The following is an 18,674-nucleotide window of genomic DNA, read 5'->3' as shown; positions in this document are numbered from 1 at the left end:
CTATATACCTTTCATTTTACTAAATATAAAGAAGTTACTGTAATTACAGTAACTTCTTTATATAATTAATGACTTATTCTCACTATTTCTTTTAAGTATCTCTGCATATTTTGATTTACTGCATGAACGTAACATCCATTTATCCCGCGAGATAATAGCACGTAATAAATACGTTTAATATAGGATGTTAACTCCTCATTATTTATATCTGTTCCCTTAATTGGAAGACCATTTCGATCTTTATATTCTTTTGGATTCACCACAATCTTAGCTTTATTTAAATCATAGTCTCCATTTTCTTCACCTGCGTAATCACAATCAATTTCAGCTCCTAAAATCACACCCACATAATTTAAATCCGCACCTTGGGTAGTATGTATACATCCTATTTCCTCTATACTATTCTCAAAGTTAATCCAACCTTTTACCTTTGAGTTCCATTTGAATGTATCGCCTGTAACAGGATCTTTTATATCATAATGATTTTTGTCCATCTGTGTAATCCATTTCCAAGAATAACCTGCGACTACACGACATAATTCATGTTTTTCATTTAACGCTTTCATAGATTGATTCAACTCTGTAATAGAGTCCATTACCTTAAAGTCATAACCCCGCAATAACCCTTCTTCATACACTCCAACATTATTTGCTATTTGTAAATATTTACGAAGCCATGCTAAATATTGATCTCCAGATTTTAAACGGAATTGTTTATGTAAGGGATGCCTCTTATAATTCGCTGCCAACTGCTGGAATACATCTGTATCTATATCTGCTGGTCGAATTGTTTGGTATGGATCATAAACCACAGTTAAGTGATACGCGAATGTTTCTATTAACTCCAACTCAGTTGTATAACCATTATCAGTAACTAAATGTTTTAAATCACGTGCTTGTTTACCAAAATATTGTTTCAGACGATGTGCTTCATCCACAAAAACATATTTATATTTTGTGCCCCTACTTTTTGCCTGCTTAATAAATTGTGAAGGTGACAGTACTGTAATACTTTGTAGACCTAGTTTGTTCATTAAGCTCTTATATAAATTTAATGAGTGATTTTGTGGAATAACAAGTGCTATATCCTCATAATTCAATCCCTCTCGTGCTTTACCAGTTTCACTGTCATAAGCAAGCGCATATAAGATGTTTGTTAATACAATTGTTTTACCGGTACCCGGGTCCCCTGTAATCAAATGTCGACTATTTGATGTAGTAAGCATCGTATTAAAAATGTCTTTACAAACCTCAATTTGATTAGCCGATAACTCTTTAAATGGTGAATATTTATAAATAAATTTATTATGTATCTCACCTAAATTCTCACTAGCTACCCGTTCTTCAATTAACTCATTCCAAATTTCTTTAAACATACTCTGAATATCTTCAATACCGTTATAAGAATGAATCTTTTGGCCCCTTACTTTATTCAGTAAGTTAAATTTATCATCTGCAGATAAATATTCAATTAACAATGTTTCAATATGCTTAATTGAACTTTCATTAAATAATTCACTTTTTATTACAATAACTTCATTGAATGTTTTACCTTCATCACTTATATGTGCAACAAAACGCTCATATATATCTGTGGACTTACCTACATATAAATTCTTCTTATCTCGTTGAATATAGACTACAGGTACTCTATCAATTTCAAAGTCTCTCATACTGCCTTGCTCAAAATCTTTCCGCTTTTTCTTAATTATTTCAAATGAAGATAATTTTGCTGCAAATGATAGCATTTGAATAACTCCCTACTTTTTAATTTTAAGAATACTTAAGGATGTGTGTATTTCATACTTTTGAAATACACACATCCAAATCATGATCTCAACCATCTGCTTTCTCATAACCATTTTAAAAAACTGTAAAACGATTATCGCTTTACAGTTCGTTATATTTTTTATTACTTCCAAATGCTTTTTCTACAGGATATTTCTCTGCATTCTTTTCCAACTTAGCATGTACTACTTCTTCTAGATCGATATCTAATTTATCACTTAGCATAAGTAAATAAATCATTACATCGGCCACTTCTTCTTTTATTTCCTGCATTTTCGTCTCTGTTGCTTCTTCACTAGACTTCCATTGAAAAGTCTCAAGCAACTCTGATGCTTCTAAATTTAAGGAAATTGCTAGATCCTTCGCATTATGAAACTGCCCCCAATTTCTCTCATCTCGAAATTTTATTACTACCTTTTGCAAATCTTCCATCATTATTAATCTCCTCTCAATCACTTACTATCTCTTTAAAACAAAATTCATTACATCTATAATTCCCTCTAATTAACCTTGATCCAGATATAATCATCTTCATATTTAACATTTAATTTTAATCGAATACCCTTCATATAGTCCTCTAATTTTCTTGTAAAATCCTCATCATTCAATTGATCATATTTATCTATGGCTAGATATAACTTGAATATATTCCCTTTCGTTAAATCAAACTCCCATTTCAAAAAATTATGTAACATATTTTCCTTACTCATGTAGTGATTAGCTTCCATATAATCTAGTAATTCATATAGATTATAGTATACCAAGTTATTTGGTTTAAGCTCTTCACATTTGGGACAATATTCTCTATATCTATCTTGTAATTGCATAATCATTTCTGTTCCACATTGATTACAGTTATACATGTACCATTCCCCTTTACTGGATAACCCAATTCGTCTCTCTTATGTTCTTCCTGTCCTTGAAGTTGAAAATTATACTATTTTACTTTAAAAATATTCCTCTTATGCCACTTAAAGTATAATTTATTTTCCGGTTGAATTCCTATCTTAGCTTTTGGTATTAATCCCAATTTCAAATAATCTGTTTCCACTATTAATGAGGAAATATGCAGTCGTCCCTGTCCATCAAATGTGATAAATCCTTTATCATAAAGAGCATCATGATTACAGCACAGTAGTACACCGTTATGCGGATCTAAGCGTTCCATACTTGTACTATCTTTCCATGGCTTAGAATGACTTGCTCTTAACAATTCTGGTAAATCTATTCCGCATAATGCACATTTTCCGCTCCAAATCTCAATTAATTCCTCTCTAAATTTTTGCTGTCCAATTCGGATTTTTGCTTTTACTTCGGATTCCGTCTCAGCTATAACTGGAATTAATGTGTTATTTTCTGTCCTTCTTACCGGATCAACTGCTAACTCTAATTGCTCATCATTTATTTTATAAATGTTTGAATCACCAATTAGTTCCATTAATTTAAGGGCTAATTCTTCATTACATGGATATAAATAACCTTGGTTTCCATTTGCATCTGATTGAAAAGGTGAATATTTAATTGGCAACAGGTGCGATATCTCTTCAAATTTCTCACGTATATTAATTGGTTTTTCTAACTCATGAAATTTTAAAGATACCAAATAGCCTTCATCATTCCATTGATCATGGCTTTTCATAATCGATGGTTTATTCGATTCCTTACAATCCTCTTCAGCTATACTAACTGCTACAATATTCCCTTTTACATAATGAAAGATTCGATCCCCCTCTTTTACATCCATCATTCTTTTCCATGAATGTGGTACATTACCGCCTCTATCCTTTTTAGGTGACCAAATAATTTCTAATCCTTTTTCCTCTTGATATGTATGCCCCTGCATAACAATAAAATGATTCATATACTCTCTCCTAAAGCGTTAACTCATTACGCTGTTTTCTATTTAATATAATACTAAAAAACTCTCCTATGATTAGCAAATTGTCTGTTTCATTTTCAATACCAAACAACCTTTTCTACAGAAAAATTCTGCAATTCCTTTTACTCAACAATTGAGAAATTCAATTTTATAACCATTTATAACAACAAAAGAGTTGACCCAAAAGGCCAACTCTTCTATTTAAAATTATTTATTTCTCTTCTTCTTCTTTTTTTGCAATTTCCCGTTCATTTTTAGCGATTAAATCATGAAAATGTTCTTCTTTATTTTCTTCAATATAATTCATAAGGTCTTTAAATTCCATTTATATCGCCTCCTGTATTTATTATATCAATAATATAATAAATTGTCAGGAAAAAATCTATTAATTATGTTATAAAATTTATACGATATATATTCACTAAAAAACAAGAGCTGATTTCTCAATAAATTGATTATTTCGAGATTCATCTACAATAATTTCTTTTACTCGTTTTGATTCTTTAAAAGCAAAAACTTCTGGTTCCTTCCCGGTATTATCATATAAAGTATAGCAATCTATTAAATCCTTAATTTTAGAAAATGTAATCGCTACTTTCATATGACTTTCTTTAATTATATATTCGGGTACCAATCTTCCTGTTACTTTAAAACGCAAATTAGATCGCTCTAAGGCAACTTTTATTGGGACATCTACAATAATTGCTTTAATGCTAAAACTTGCTAGTCTTAATTGTTGAATTAACTTTTTGTATTTTACTTCATTTTTCATTGTACCATCGTACATAAAGTTTATTTTTCTTTTCATGCAGATTTTTAAAAGTTTCATGGTAATATCACTACTTTCATCATGAACTAAAAAAGCTGCTTGTTTCATTAACTCAATATTTTCAGATTCTATTAACTCTTGATATTCTGGTATTTTTTCTTTGATCTTATCAGGATCTATCCAAACCAGGTTTTGTTTCTGATGTTTATATCCCTTACTTACTAACTCTCCAATTGAACTTTTTCCAGCTGCAGAACCACCACCAAGTAATATAGCCTCAGGTTCTTGCTCTTGCTGTAATTGCCCCTTTAGAAGTGATTCAATAATCTCTTTATGTAAAAGCTTACGTTCTATTGTATACTCCCCATTAATTACGTACTTTTCTCTAGTTGGTTTCAATTTTAATTCTCCTCTTCTATAGATGCATTATTATGTCCCTTTAAAAATTTGAGACCTTCCCCTTTAACTGTGCTTATTACTTCGGTATTTTGAAATCTCTATAAGAGATTTAACTTACTATAATCTCATATAACTCTTTTTGTTAGATGCTCTATCCTTTATTTCTTTATTACTCATTCCTTCTAAACAACGATCTTTTTCTCTGACTCAATGTCTTTTACATATATCCACTTAAAAAAAGGACTTCTTTAAGTCGATTAATTGTGCATAGCAAAATAAGCTTTATACACTAATCGGCTCAAAGAAGCCCTTTCAAAATGAAAACAAGAACAAAACTTGTTTCTACAAATCTACAACTCTACCACAACACATAAGGTGTGGGAATAAACGGAATCAAATAGATAAACAATATAACTATATATTACATAATAAGGTTTTTATTATCAAGGAAATTTATAAAATTATTCTTAACACAAGTACTTTATTGGTTTCTATTAGATAATTTCTTCCTCTAAAACATGAAAGTTTGAAGCATTAATAAATTATAAAAGGACAGTTATCCTTAGATAACTGTCCTTTTATTAAATATGCAATAAATTTATTATTCTTATCGTATATTAATTATTCAAACTTAATGTTTATTAAAATGGTAAATATGGTTTTGGATCTACTTGTCCACCTATATACTGATTCTTAATTTCGAAGTGCAAATGGTTCCCCGTAGAATCGCCTGTACTACCTACTTTTCCTATTACTTGACCTTGTTGTACATGTGCTCCTACAGTAGTTAAAATTGAGTCCATATGACCGTATAATGTCCAAAGTCCGTCTTCATGTCTAATAACTACCGCATTTCCATATCCACCAAATCCTTGACCTCTTACACCAAAACCAGCAAATTGTACAGTTCCTGATTTAGATGCCATTATTGGTGTACCCTTTGCTGCTGCGAAATCAATACCTTTATGCACTGTCCCCCAACGACTTCCATACCATGAACTCACATTTGGGTTTTTTACAGGTATTTGATATTTAGAAGAACCAGAATCTGTTTCATGCGGGTTCATCCACTTGTCGCCTTCCCAAGTTTTAATCTTTAACCATCCACTAGTTGTTCCATCTATTATTCTAAAATTCTGTGGATTATATAATGCTCCAGCGTTTGCTTTTCCTGAACTAAATGAAGGCTCGTTATACGCATAGAATGATTTATTTATAAATCTTTCTTCTCCATCTAGATTCAGCCATTTCTCGCCTTCCCATGTTTTAACTTTCAACCACCCACTAGGTGTTCCATCTACAACTCTAAAATTTTGTGGGTTATATAATGCTCCAGCGTTTGCTTTTGCTGCATTAAATGAAGCTTCATTATACGCATAGAATGATTTGTTTATGAATCTTTCTTCTCCATCTGGATTGATCCACTTATAACCTTCATAAGTACCTACCTTCATCCAGCCATTTTCTTTTTTTTCTACTACTCCCCAATTTTGTGGGTTAAATGGTTCTCCATAATTTGCTTTCGTCGCATTAAATGAAGGCTCATTATACGCATAAATCGTTTTGTTGACTGTAATTTGTTCAGCCGTAGGGTTCAGCCATTTTTCGCCTTCCCACGTCTTAATTTTCAGCCAACCATCTGTTGTTCCATCTACTATTCTAAAAGATTGTCTTCCATACTTCGCTCCAGCATTCGCAACCTTTGATGAGAAAGAGGGTTCATCATATGCATAAAAATCTCCCATGACACGTTCTTCCCCATTTAAGTTAATCCAAACTGGACCTTCCCATGTTTCAATCTTCCACCAGCCATTATCTCTTTTTTCTACGACTCCTACATTTTGGGCACCGTACTCTGATCCGCCATTTGTTTTAGCTGAAGTAAATGACGGTTCTTTATACCCATAGAACGATTGATTCACGTATTCTGAACTACTAGCAGCGTGAGTTACCATACTAAATGTCGAGATAGATAGAATAAAGAATAATAACATTACACCCTTTTTTAGCATATATTCTTTTCTCCCCTTTCGAATAATTTTATATTTCGATTATCACATTAACATATTTTACTTTATTTTTCTATATTTTTACTGGTAAATTTTATCTTTTATTTCCACTTCTTATTCTCGGTTTGAATTCTCTTGATTTTTAGATTTATATAACTATACTATTATAGCGATAAACACAAATGCCCTATAGCAATTATCCAATAGCATCAATACTTTTAATTTATCCAGCTTCTTTTTATCTGAAGCTTTTAGCCAAACCCCATCCCAAAATGATACCAATTATAAAAAGACAGCTATTTTAGATAACTGTCTCTTCATTAAATCCAATTTAATTATTTTGAAAATCTAGCATACCCCAAGAAATGCTTCTGAGTGTATGGACTGTTTATCTTACTTTTAATTACACCTGTTGTTTCATCAGAAGCATGAATATATTCACCATTTCCTAAATATATTCCTAAATGAGAAGGACCAGCTTTATATGTATTCTGTAAGAATACTAAATCTCCTGGCTGAGGGTCATTTATTTTAGTAACCATGCCCCAGTATCCTGCAACACTTGTTCTCACAATGTTATATCCATTATTTTTAAATACGTAATAAATAAAGCCACTACAATCAAATCCATTTGGTCCTGTCCCAGCTTCAACATACGGCTTTCCAAGTTGTTTTAAAGCTAAATCAATTACTCCAGAAGAACCAGAATCTGTTTGGCTTAGATTCATCCACTTGTCGCCTTCCCATGTTTTAATCTTTAACCATCCACTAGGTGCCCCATCTATTACTCTAAAATTCTGCGGACTATATAATGCTCCGGCATTTGCTTTGCCTGAACTAAATGAAGGCTCGTTATACGCATAGAATGATTGATTTATGAATCTTTCTTCTCCATCTAGATTCAGCCATTTCTCGCCTTCCCATGTTTTAATCTTTAACCATCCACTAGGTGTCCCATCCACAACTCTAAAATTCTGTGGACTATATAATGCCCCAGCATTTGCTTTTGCTGCATTAAATGAAGCTTCATTATATGCATAGAATGATTTGTTTATAAATCTTTCTTCTCCATCTGGATTAATCCACTTATAACCTTCATAAGTACCTACCTTCATCCAACCATTTTCTTTTTTTTCTACTACTCCCCAGTTTTGTGGGTTAAATGGTGCTCCATAATTTGCTTTCTTTGCATTAAATGACGGCTCATTATATGCATAAATCGTTTTGTTGACAGTAATTTGTTCAGCCGTAGGATTCATCCATTTTTCGCCTTCCCACGTCTTAAATTTTAGCCAACCATCTGTTGTTCCATCTACTATTCTAAATGTTTGTCGCCCGTACTTCGCTCCAGCATTCGCAACCTTTGATGAGAAAGAAGGTTCATCATATGCATAGAAATCTCCCATAACACGTTCTTCCCCATTTAAGTTAATCCAAACTGGACCTTCCCATGTTTCAATCTTCCACCAGCCATTATCTCTTTTTTCCACGACTCCTACATTTTGAGCACCATACTCTGACCCACCATTTGTTTTAGCTGAATTAAAAGATGGTTCTTTATACCCATAGAATGATTGATTCACGTATTCTGAACTATTAGCAGCGTGAGTTACCATACCAAATGTCGAGATAGATAGAATAAAAAATAATAAGATTCCTATACTTTTCCTAAACATAAAAATATCCTCCCTTTTATTTTGTCTAATATATAATTTTCGAAGCAAAGAATAGATATATCCTATTTCATTATTTTAATCTTCACTTTTTTACGTCCCCATTCACGTGCTTGCTTTTCTGTAGGAAACAGAACATCAATTTTATTGCCTTTAATAGCCCCACCTGTATCTCCAGCAATTGCATCACCGTATCCTTCAACATGAACCTTTGTTCCTAGTTTAATAACTTTAGGATCAACTGCAATTAACTTAATGTTAGGATTTTTTCCTATATCTATTCCAAACGCTGTAATTCTTTCATGTGGTGGACTACCTTCTACGCTGTATGCAGTAGCTTCCACGTAGAATTCTATACCTGTATCTTCCGCACTTAAATTAACCCACTTGTCGCCTTCCCATGTTTTAATCTTTAACCATCCACTAGTTGTCCCATCTATTACTCTAAAATTCTGCGGACTATATAATGCTCCGGCGTTTGCTTTGCCTGAACTAAATGAAGGCTCGTTATACGCATAGAATGATTGATTTATGAATCTTTCTTCTCCATCTAGATTCAGCCATTTCTCGCCTTCCCATGTTTTAACCTTTAACCATCCACTAGGTGTTCCATCTACAACTCTAAAATTCTGTGGATTATATAATGCTCCAGCGTTTGCTTTTGCTGCATTAAATGAAGCTTCATTATACGCATAGAATGATTTGTTTATGAATCTTTCTTCTCCATCTGGATTAATCCACTTATAACCTTCATAAGTACCTACCTTCATCCAGCCATTTTCTTTTTTTTCTACTACTCCCCAATTTTGTGGGTTATATGGTGCTCCATAATTTGCTTTCGTTGCATTAAATGACGGCTCATTATACGCATAAATCGTTTTGTTGACAGTAATTTGTTCAGACGTAGGATTCATCCACTTGTCGCCTTCCCACGTCTTAAATTTTAGCCAACCATCTGTTGTTCCATCTACTATTCTAAATGTTTGTCGCCCATACTTCGCTCCAGCATTCGCAACCTTTGATGAGAAAGAAGGTTCATCATATGCATAGAAATCTCCCATGACACGTTCTTCCCCATTCAAGTTAATCCAAACTGGACCTTCCCATGTTTCAATCTTCCACCAGCCATTATCTCTTTTTTCTACGACTCCTACATTTTGGGCACCGTACTCTGATCCACCATTTGTTTTAGCTGAAGTAAATGACGGTTCTTTATACCCATAGAATGATTGATTCACGTACTCAGAACTATTAGCAGCTTGAGTTACCATACTAAATGTCGAGATAGATAGAATAAAGAATAATAACATTACACCCCTTTTTAACATATACTCTCTTCACTCCTTTTCGAATAAATTTATATTTCGATTATCACATTAACATATTTTTCTTTATTTTTCTATATTTTTACTATTTAAAACCCATTTGATATTCCTATCTCATTCCTATAATAAGAAAATAGTTTTTTACTCTAATATAAATATTTACAGCTTAATAAAAACAAAAAAATCCCCTGCTTTAATACAGAAGATTTTGATGTTATTTCCAATCTATATATTTAAAACTCTAGCGATTTGACGGGCTTTGGAATTCTCAATATAATAATGCATTTCTAATCCTTTTCTTTCTGCACGAAGTACGGTTCCTCTCAATTTTTACAAATTTTGTGAAACCGTAGATTGTGGAAGCTCTAAAATCTCTATTAACTGTTTAACATTACATGTCTTATGGTACATTAACTCATTTACTATTTTTAACCGTACTGGATGTGCCATTTCCTTTAATACATTTACATCTTCTTCCAAGATTTATTTTCTCTCTTGCTTTTCTTTTAACTCTAACATTTCAAATTCACCTTTATTACGTATTTCTATTTTCCTATTATCCCTATACATAATTACTTAAGTATGTTCCCTTTTTCTTCTGTTGAGATAATATATTTTAATCCACTCTTTAAATTGAAAAAGAGAGGTTATTTTTATAGAAATTACAATAATACATACTACTTGAATCTCAATAAACAAACTAACAGAATGTTTCGTCTTTTATTGATAAATGCTATTAAATAGATTTTGATAAAGGAAATTTCTGATATGATACTAATTGCTGAATAATATTTTTGGAGAGGATGAAATTGAACAATGAATGTTCATATACAGGGGAACGAGCAAATAACTCATTTATTAAATGAATGGTATCAAGAAATTAGGGCTAGGCATGTAGACGCCGCTCAATTACTTAAACAAGAAATTGAAAACAACATCCATAATATAGAAGAAAATCAAACGATATTATTATACTACTCACTACTAGATTTTAGACATCAATATTTAATTGATAGCTTAAGTATTTCTAAAGATAGCTTTAAACAAAGTGATGCTTACAAAACTCCTACAGACGATTTCCTTTCATACTATTATCACTTCTTTAAAGCCATTCATTCCAATGTTACTGGCAATCATAGCCTTGCAAAAATACATTACGATAAAGCCGAATACTTGTTAGAAACCATACCTGATGAGATTGAACATGCTGAATTCCATTATGAGTTAGCCATTTTCTACTGTCATACACATAGATCAATTTTATGTATTAATCATGTAATGAAGGCAAAAGATATATTTTCAAAGCATTCTGGATATGAATTAAAAGTTGCCTTTTGTAATAACTTATATGGATTAGCATGCACTCATTTAAAGGAATGGGAGTTAGCTGAGGAACACTTTATCTCTGCTATGGATACGTTCCAAAAAGAAAATTTAGAATACAATATTTTAATTGTCCGTCACAATCTAGGATTTATGTACGCTACACAGAATCTATCTGAAGTAGCATTACGATATTTATCTGAAGTTAATCAGAAACTACCTAGCGATTATAAAGCCGTATTCATTGAAGCTAGAGAGCATTATAAATTAGGAGAACATGAAATTGCTCAAGAATTAATAAAAAAGGGCCTCCAACTCTCTACTCAATTGGGAATTGAAGGTTATGTTCATCACTTTAATATTTTAGAAAAAATAAATCTACATAGTTGTGCTAATGATTTAGAAAAAGCTGTTTTAGAAGGAATTTCTTATTTTGAACGAGAAGAACTATATGAGTATATAAATGAATATACCGAAAAGTTAGCAGTCCAATTTTACAAAGAAGATAATCATCTAAAAGCTAGCTATTACTTTTATGAAGCTAGTAAAGCCAATGAAAAAAACTTTAAAAAAGGAGCATTAAAATGAAAAAATTAGCGGTTAGCTTACTTGGTATTTTAATTGTCGTTACAGTAACTTTTGGATCAAGTCCTTCAACAGGCACTCAAAGTACTGTAAATATTATTAAATATTCGCACGGACATACTGGATAATGAAAGGAAGGATTACACCTTCCTTTTTTATTTTTTAGAATGATAAACGTATCCCCTCTACATCTATCTATAAAAATTTAAGAAATAAATAATTCAAAAGGTAAAATAAAAATACTATAATTAAAAACTTCCATTTGTTTCTTTTCGTTGGTTTTCCAGCATGTTGTATATAAAAAAACAAGGCAATACCTGCCATCGTAATTAAAAATATTTGGTAGTAATCCATCATCTGTAGTACCCCCTCCATACAAAAAATAAGAAGTCTCTTTTTAAGAGACTTCTTATTTTTAATACAAACGACATACATAGGCTAAACATACACAATAAAGTCAGGATGATGTACTTTATTGCCTTTTCATCATAACATATAATTTATCATTTTTGTTTAATAATCCCATATGATAAAACTTTATCAACCCTAAAATGTTTTATAATAAAAAAAAAATACAGATAAAATTAATAATATATTCACTTGATGCACACGGAATACTCTCAAAAGATATAGAAAGATAAGAAAATGTTTACTTATATATAATAAACTCTGTAGAAATAAATCCGAATATCGGTTCAAACATTGATTAACTCCTTTTGAACTCATATGTGTAGCTGTATTTGCATAAAACTGATTAAATAATCAAGTAACAGAATCGCTTGCTCCTCCTCGACGATTCCAGATACATAAGACCGTCAAATCTCGTGCACTATACTAACTTTTACATTTTACCAAACCTATCTTTTATTCAAGTTGTTAAAGATGGGTATCGCTGTAGTTCTTTAGTGAACAAATGAAACTCATCCTGAATTGATGGATTCATACAAAACACCATTCTTTCTGTATATTTCTACAAAAAGAATAGCGTTTTTTGTTTTATGGATACACTTTATTAACTTAATAGCGACGTGCTATAATCCCCAACCATTTCTGTAAAAGATTAATATCCCCAAATGTCTACTTCAGCTGCTGAAGCAAATCCATTCTGTCCATTCGTTACTTCTATTTTTACATACTTTGCAGTAACTGGGTTAAATGTTGCCGTTTTCTTATCACTATTATTTCCCCATGTTCCTGATGATGCTTTTTCATATTTAATACCATCTACACTTGTATAAATACTGTACCCTAAAATGCGGCCGTTCTCTGATCCATCTTGTCTTGGAAGATAATCCACTTTTGAAATTGTTTGATTTTTGTCAAGTTCCAATGTTAAATTGTATGGATATTGATTTGGTGTCCAACTGCTATGCCAAAATGTATCTGTTTTCCCATCAATTGCTTTACTAGCTGAACCACTTGACTCCTCACTATTTGCACTTGCTTTCATTGTATTTTTAGGCAATACGTATGGTTTAACAGATGGAGAATCAGTTAGAATATCTACTTCAGCTGCTGAAGCAAATCCATTCTGTCCATTTGTTATTTCCACTTTTACATATTTTGCAGTAACTGGATCAAATGTTGCATTTTTCTTATTACTATTATTTTCCCACGTTCCTGACGATATTCTGTCATACTTAACACCATCTATACTCGTATAAATATTGTAAGTTAAAATACGGCCATTTTCTGACAAATCTTGCCTTGGAAGATATGCCAATTGTGAAATGGTACGTGTATCGCCAAGTTCTAGTGTTAAATTGTATGGATATTGATTTGGTGTCCAACTACTATGCCAAAATGTATCTGTTTTTCCATCTATCGCCTTACTAGCTGAACCCGTTGATTCCTCACTATTTGCACTTGCCTTCATTATTTTTTTAGATAATACAGCAAGTGGTTTAACAGGTTTAGCATCCGTTGCTTCCCATATAGGTGCAATTAATGTCGGGTTATTTAAAGCTTCTACTTTTTGTCTCGTTTCTTGGGTTGCCTTCAATCCCCACTGATCAAAAAACGGTAGTACATTTTGTTTTGCTATTTTCGATGTATTGTAAATAAAAGCTTGTATTTTATCTTCGTCTGTTTTGGGAAGTTGATCCTCTGGTATCTCACGATATAATTTGTGAAGATTTGGATAAAAATCATCCCCATATGCCAAATGAAGCTGCCAAAGCATAACAAGTTTTACAAACAGGTCATCAATATTTTTATATTCTTTATTCGTTTGTTTTAAATAAGCAAAAGCCCTATTATAATCTCCCTCTGTATCTAAACGTGTTGGTTTATTTGGATATATTTTCTTGAATGCAGCTAAAGAATATAGATTAACAGTTACTTCACCCATACCTCTTAAATCATTCCACGTCCATGGATATTGTTGTCTTGCATGTCCCGCTTCATGCATTTGTCCCCATCCAAACTCATTTACATTTAAAGTACTTTTGATTGCTTCACCAGCAGTTGTAAAGACGGCACCATCCCAACTTGCATACATGCCCCAGTTTTGTGCATTAGGGTTTTCTACAAAGGTCCAAATACGACGAGTTGAACGATGTAAAGGATTAGATTCTGTTTCAGATAGCCCCGATATCTTGTCTTGCGCTCTAATCATTTCATCATATTTATTTAATAGTGGCACAGGATCTTGATTTACAATATATTTATTGGCACTATCACGAGTTACAGTTAATACTGCTCGTTCTGATTTCAATTGTACCGCATGTGCATCTGGATATTTGTTCATCATGGCAACCCAGTCTTCTTTCGTGTGTTTCCCTAATTCAAAGAAAGGAATAGGACTTCCGCCTTGCGTTACCTGCACCTTAACTGTTCCTGTACTTTGAAAATTATCTAACCCTAATACACCGCCGTTTGGTGAAGAAATAGTATTAGAGCCGGGAGAAAGGTCAATTTCTTTTCCCCATTCTTTATCATATTGATGTGTCCCAATAATGGCTCTAATCTTTTGCGTTCCTGATACTGTAATAGTAACCTGTTCATTAGGTTTCACATAAATGCCTGTTGGCATATAATTTTTTTGCTCACCTCTTTTTTCTCTTTTTGCTTCATCCGAAAAACTTCCTGTACCTGGAAGATCAAACTCTCTTTGTTCAAGTTGAGTTGCAGTTTGTGCAGTTTCAGCATGTACAGCTAAATTATTTGTCATGATAGGGGCAAATAAAGTAGTTGCTAAAATAGCGGATGTCGCAAACACCTTTATAGTTTTTTGTAATCTACCACTCTTTCTTTTGTTCATATAAATCAGTCCTTTCGTTCAATTTCATTATTACTTGCATACGAAATATCAGTTTTCTCACTAATTTCAAAAGTGGATATATTAAATGTACACGTATTTTAAACAATGCTGATTATATTTTTGGATGAGTATAATAACACTTCAAATTCTTTTCCTAATTAATCTAGAGATACATTTCCTACATTGATTTTTTAAATCACTCCTCTAAATAAGAATTTAAGATAAATGTCCTGTCTCAAAGGTCCTTTCCTAATTTTGGTATTACGAATTAAGTATAATTCGTAAATAAAATTATACAATTGAGAAAAATAGTAATGTTAAAAATTTACATACGCGTAAAGTTTTTAACATTTACTGAAAAATAATGTGTTATATGAGGATTAATTTAATATATTTGGTGTTAAAAAATATTTTTAATAGAGGATTGTTCATTTCCATTCAGAAAAACTCCACCTTGGTGTTTTCAAATTATGAATTCCCCACTTTCTAGTCTTTCTACATAAGATATAAAGTTCATTTACAATCTGTTTCATGATTTTTTTAAATTACCCTTCCCTTCTGTTAAGAAGACTTCAAAACTTGAATAGATTACCTTATATCGCTACTTTGTGTATGCAAAATTACATACCAATTCCCATTGAAAATAGTTCTCATTGTAACTATAATGGTTTCAGGGATTGAGATTTTCACTTTCGTTTCAAATCTCACAATATATTAAAGGAGGAAATACTAGTATGAAAAAATTGATTTTAGCAGGGGCACTAGGAATTGCAGTATTATCAGGTATGAACTTACCAGGGGCTGAGGCATCAAAAGCGAGTGCAGCTACTACGAATTTAGAAATTCAAGAAGTCACAAAATACTACTCTATGAGTTCCTATGAAGTGTCTCAAAAAGAATCATTTAATCTTAAAAAAGGGGAAGAACTTACAGTCTTTGTGCAAAATTCAGGGTTCCCAATTTCTTATACGGTCTTTGATGCTGATAATCAAGTAATTGGTACATTCAATGCTAATTCCCCATATGGTCGCGTATTTAAAGCACAAAAAGACGGTAATATTTCTGTACAATTTCAAGCAGGTGTAAATTCTACGTACATGAAGAAGATGAATTTTACAGCTAAATTTGCTGTTTCTAAACTTAATCAATAATAAAAAATGTAACGATCCTCTTTAAAAACAAATTAAAAAGGTATATCCCTTCAATGGGATATACCTTTAGTTTTAGTGAATTTTATATTGACCAGATAGCTGCTCTTGCGCCATACGAACTAAACGTTTTGTAATCTCTCCACCTACTGAACCATTTGCTCGTGCAGTTGAATCAGGTCCAAGTGTAACACCAAACTCCTGAGCGATTTCATATTTCATTTGTTCAATTGCACTTGCTGCAGCTGCTATTAAGATTTCGTTTGAATTATTATTTTCGTGAATTTGCATTTTTTAAACACCTCCGTTGAATTTGGTAATATCATGCTCTATTTCCAACAAAATATGCAAAAAGTTATTCGTTTAGCTATTTTACATATATACCTAAGCTTTCATCTCTTATATAGGAATAAATAAAGGTATAGGTCATACTCTATACCTACACCTTCCCCTATCCTACTTATTTTTGAATTCCCCTATTAACCCCTGTAACTCTTGCGAGAGCCAATTTAAAGAATTTGCTAACTCTGCAATATCTTGTACATATAGTTCTTGCTCTTTCATACTTTTCTCCACATTACTACTGCTATTCACATATGTATTTGCAATGTGTGATAATTCATTTACAAACTGAACAATAGTTTGATTATCTTTTAGAATGTCACTTGAATGATTCGAAGTCGCTTTAATTTGATTTGTAACAGATTGTGCAGATTCTGAAATCTTTTCAAAAAAAGCACCACTACTTTGAACAAGTATTATTCCTAATTCTACTTCCTTTGAACTCTTCTGTATGGATCTTACAGCTCTCTCTGCTTCAGTCTGGGTTTCACCAATTAATTTAGCAATATCCCTTGCAGATGCCTCGGTTCTTTCCGCTAATATACGTACCTCGTCCGTAACACCTGGAAATTCCTCCCCCATCTCTCCAGCACATGAGGATTCAGTAGAAGCATCTAAAGCTAATGAATTTGTTTGGTTTGAAATGGTTGTAATTACAGTAAGAATTTCATTAATTTCCTTAGATCGTGCTTCTAATGCATAAATACTAGAAGATACATCCTGAACTGTATCTTTGATTCTTTTCATTTGATTCACAATTTGCTTAATCAAATCTTTTCCCTCTACAGAATGCTGTTCTATGTCTTCCGAAACATTCCCAACTTGTTTTGCAGCTCCTTTAATTTCTTTCATCTTACTTTCCATTTCCTGTACAATTCCTAAAAATTTTTGCAGTACATATTCATGAGAATGTGCTCCTAAATTTAATCCTGTTATAGCACTTGCAATTTCTTTAAAGGCTATGCTATTCTCTTTTGTACTTACCGACAATTCCTGTGAAGATGTCGAAACCTGTTCAGCAGTCTGCCTTACTTTATCTATAATCCTATTAAACTTTTTAATAGTGTTATTAAAATAGATATTGGTTATCCCTATATCATCAGATCTTTCATTCAATTTAATACTTAAATCCCCTTCACCAACTTTACGTAACCCTTCTTGTAAATCCTTTAAAGGCGATATGGAGTTTCGTGAGATAAATATTTGCATTGTAATTGCGATTGTTAATGAAATTATAATAAATAGTAAACCTTGTATCATAAAGTTTTTCTTTGTAATTGGAATAATAGAAGCGTCCAAATCCGCTGCAACAATTGCAATTATATTTTTATTTTCATCTGTAACTGGCTCTAAAATTGTTACCCAGAACCCTAATTCATCTTCATACACTTCTGTCATTTGTGCCTGTTTTGTTTGTTTTACTTTATCATATGTTTTTATCCAATAAGTAGGCTGCTCATAGTATTCACCTGGTTTTACAGAAACAGTATTTGCTAATTCTGTATCCAAAGCTACTATTTGTAATTCAGCTTTATCATTTAGCTTGGCTCCAGTAACATATGTTTGCCCAACACTTTTCATATCTTTTATAGCTTTATCTAATTGCTCTGTCAATTTTTCTTTATTCACTCTTTGAGCTGTGGGGTCTTTTGCTACATCTCTTACTATTTCTAGATCTAATTGATTTAATACCGCATCACCTGTTTCAAAAGACTGCCTCTCAAATATAGACATCATACTATTTTGAAACATATTAAAACTTAACGCTCCCATACTTCCAACAAGGGTCAGAATTACTAATACCGTTAGTAATACATTTTTTTGAAGCAACGATAGCTTATGCCAATATTTTTTCATTGATTTCTCCTTTCTTATTTTCAACAATACAAAAACAAAGTAGTAACATATTAAGAGGTTTTCTTTCTGTTATTAATTTAAACTTTAAAATAGCATACTAATCGTTCAACCAAACGTTCCAATTTTTTTCATTTGCGATCGCATCTTTTATATGTCCAGCTACTCCTGGAAATCTATTTAAAGGAAGACACAATACTTCTACTACTTCATCTTTTCTATTTGTACTGATTTCTTCTAAATCGATGATATTAAAGGGTTTGCCTATAATAATTGCTATAATGTTTAATAGACGACTAAGAATATTTAAAATTCCAT

At 32.1% G+C, this 18,674-nt stretch carries 14 protein-coding genes and 2 pseudogenes; 3 read left to right on the top strand and 13 right to left on the bottom strand.

Going from position 1 to position 18,674, the window contains the following annotated elements:
* Nucleotides 1-65: 65 nt before the first annotated feature.
* The 9 genes and pseudogenes from NZ044_RS27570 to NZ044_RS27530 all read right to left on the bottom strand — a co-directional run bounded on the left by NZ044_RS27570 (nt 66) and on the right by NZ044_RS27530 (nt 10,292).
* Complete coding sequence (locus NZ044_RS27570; RefSeq protein WP_086407466.1) at nt 66-1,748, bottom strand: DUF2075 domain-containing protein; 1,683 nt, start codon at nt 1,746-1,748, stop codon at nt 66-68.
* A gap of 142 nt (nt 1,749-1,890) precedes the next feature.
* On the bottom strand, nt 1,891-2,220 hold the full coding sequence (locus NZ044_RS27565) for a nucleotide pyrophosphohydrolase (RefSeq protein ID WP_340950078.1): 330 nt from the start codon (nt 2,218-2,220) through the stop codon (nt 1,891-1,893).
* 68 nt (nt 2,221-2,288) lie between these two features.
* The gene (locus tag NZ044_RS27560) at nt 2,289-2,651 is read right to left on the bottom strand and encodes a hypothetical protein (protein WP_000282135.1); all 363 of its coding nucleotides are present in this window, start codon (nt 2,649-2,651) and stop codon (nt 2,289-2,291) included.
* 74 nt (nt 2,652-2,725) lie between these two features.
* On the bottom strand, nt 2,726-3,649 hold the full coding sequence (locus NZ044_RS27555) for an HNH endonuclease (protein WP_170264949.1): 924 nt from the start codon (nt 3,647-3,649) through the stop codon (nt 2,726-2,728).
* 439 nt (nt 3,650-4,088) lie between these two features.
* The gene (locus NZ044_RS27550) at nt 4,089-4,835 is read right to left on the bottom strand and encodes a zeta toxin family protein (protein WP_340950077.1); all 747 of its coding nucleotides are present in this window, start codon (nt 4,833-4,835) and stop codon (nt 4,089-4,091) included.
* Nucleotides 4,836-5,476: 641 nt separating this feature from the next.
* Nucleotides 5,477-6,847, bottom strand: coding sequence for a M23 family metallopeptidase (locus NZ044_RS27545; protein WP_340950076.1), 1,371 nt, complete (start codon nt 6,845-6,847; stop codon nt 5,477-5,479).
* 332 nt (nt 6,848-7,179) lie between these two features.
* On the bottom strand, nt 7,180-8,520 hold the full coding sequence (locus NZ044_RS27540) for a C40 family peptidase (RefSeq protein WP_340950075.1): 1,341 nt from the start codon (nt 8,518-8,520) through the stop codon (nt 7,180-7,182).
* A 62-nt stretch (nt 8,521-8,582) separates the two neighbouring features.
* Complete coding sequence (locus NZ044_RS27535; RefSeq protein WP_097807758.1) at nt 8,583-9,845, bottom strand: 3D domain-containing protein; 1,263 nt, start codon at nt 9,843-9,845, stop codon at nt 8,583-8,585.
* A gap of 222 nt (nt 9,846-10,067) precedes the next feature.
* A pseudogene (locus NZ044_RS27530) lies at nt 10,068-10,292 on the bottom strand (ArsR/SmtB family transcription factor).
* Between the two features lie 366 nt (nt 10,293-10,658).
* Here NZ044_RS27530 and NZ044_RS27525 point away from each other — a divergent pair.
* Together NZ044_RS27525 and NZ044_RS27520 are read left to right on the top strand one after the other, a co-directional pair.
* On the top strand, nt 10,659-11,753 hold the full coding sequence (locus NZ044_RS27525; protein ID WP_340950074.1) for a Rap family tetratricopeptide repeat protein: 1,095 nt from the start codon (nt 10,659-10,661) through the stop codon (nt 11,751-11,753).
* Nucleotides 11,750-11,878, top strand: a complete 129-nt coding sequence (locus NZ044_RS27520) for a hypothetical protein (protein ID WP_000732003.1) — start codon at nt 11,750-11,752, stop codon at nt 11,876-11,878. The genes NZ044_RS27525 and NZ044_RS27520 overlap by 4 nt, the downstream gene beginning before the upstream one ends.
* Nucleotides 11,879-12,419: 541 nt before the next feature.
* On the opposite strand, the pseudogene NZ044_RS27515 reads toward NZ044_RS27520, so the two are convergent.
* Both NZ044_RS27515 and NZ044_RS27510 read right to left on the bottom strand, forming a co-directional pair.
* Nucleotides 12,420-12,693: pseudogene (locus tag NZ044_RS27515) on the bottom strand (IS4 family transposase); the annotation flags it as partial.
* Between the two features lie 117 nt (nt 12,694-12,810).
* Nucleotides 12,811-15,012 (bottom strand): discoidin domain-containing protein, encoded by a 2,202-nt coding sequence (locus NZ044_RS27510; RefSeq protein ID WP_097891832.1) that lies wholly within the window; start codon nt 15,010-15,012, stop codon nt 12,811-12,813.
* A 734-nt stretch (nt 15,013-15,746) separates the two neighbouring features.
* Between NZ044_RS27510 and NZ044_RS27505 the strand changes: the two genes are divergently transcribed.
* A complete protein-coding gene (locus NZ044_RS27505) occupies nt 15,747-16,163 on the top strand; it encodes a hypothetical protein (RefSeq protein WP_000733526.1) in 417 nt (138 codons plus the stop codon).
* Nucleotides 16,164-16,235: 72 nt separating this feature from the next.
* Here the strand turns inward: NZ044_RS27505 and NZ044_RS27500 are convergent, their stop codons facing one another.
* Together NZ044_RS27500 and NZ044_RS27495 are read right to left on the bottom strand one after the other, a co-directional pair.
* Nucleotides 16,236-16,451, bottom strand: a complete 216-nt coding sequence (locus NZ044_RS27500) for an alpha/beta-type small acid-soluble spore protein (RefSeq protein ID WP_061667306.1) — start codon at nt 16,449-16,451, stop codon at nt 16,236-16,238.
* 165 nt (nt 16,452-16,616) lie between these two features.
* A complete protein-coding gene (locus NZ044_RS27495) occupies nt 16,617-18,359 on the bottom strand; it encodes a methyl-accepting chemotaxis protein (RefSeq protein WP_098506540.1) in 1,743 nt (580 codons plus the stop codon).
* Nucleotides 18,360-18,674: the final 315 nt, after the last annotated feature.

Source organism: Bacillus sp. FSL K6-1338 (genome assembly GCF_038006965.1).
GTDB lineage: Bacteria > Bacillota > Bacilli > Bacillales > Bacillaceae_G > Bacillus_A > Bacillus_A thuringiensis_S.
Note: the sequence above shows the minus strand (reverse complement) of the source record. Positions and strands in the feature narration are given on the sequence as shown.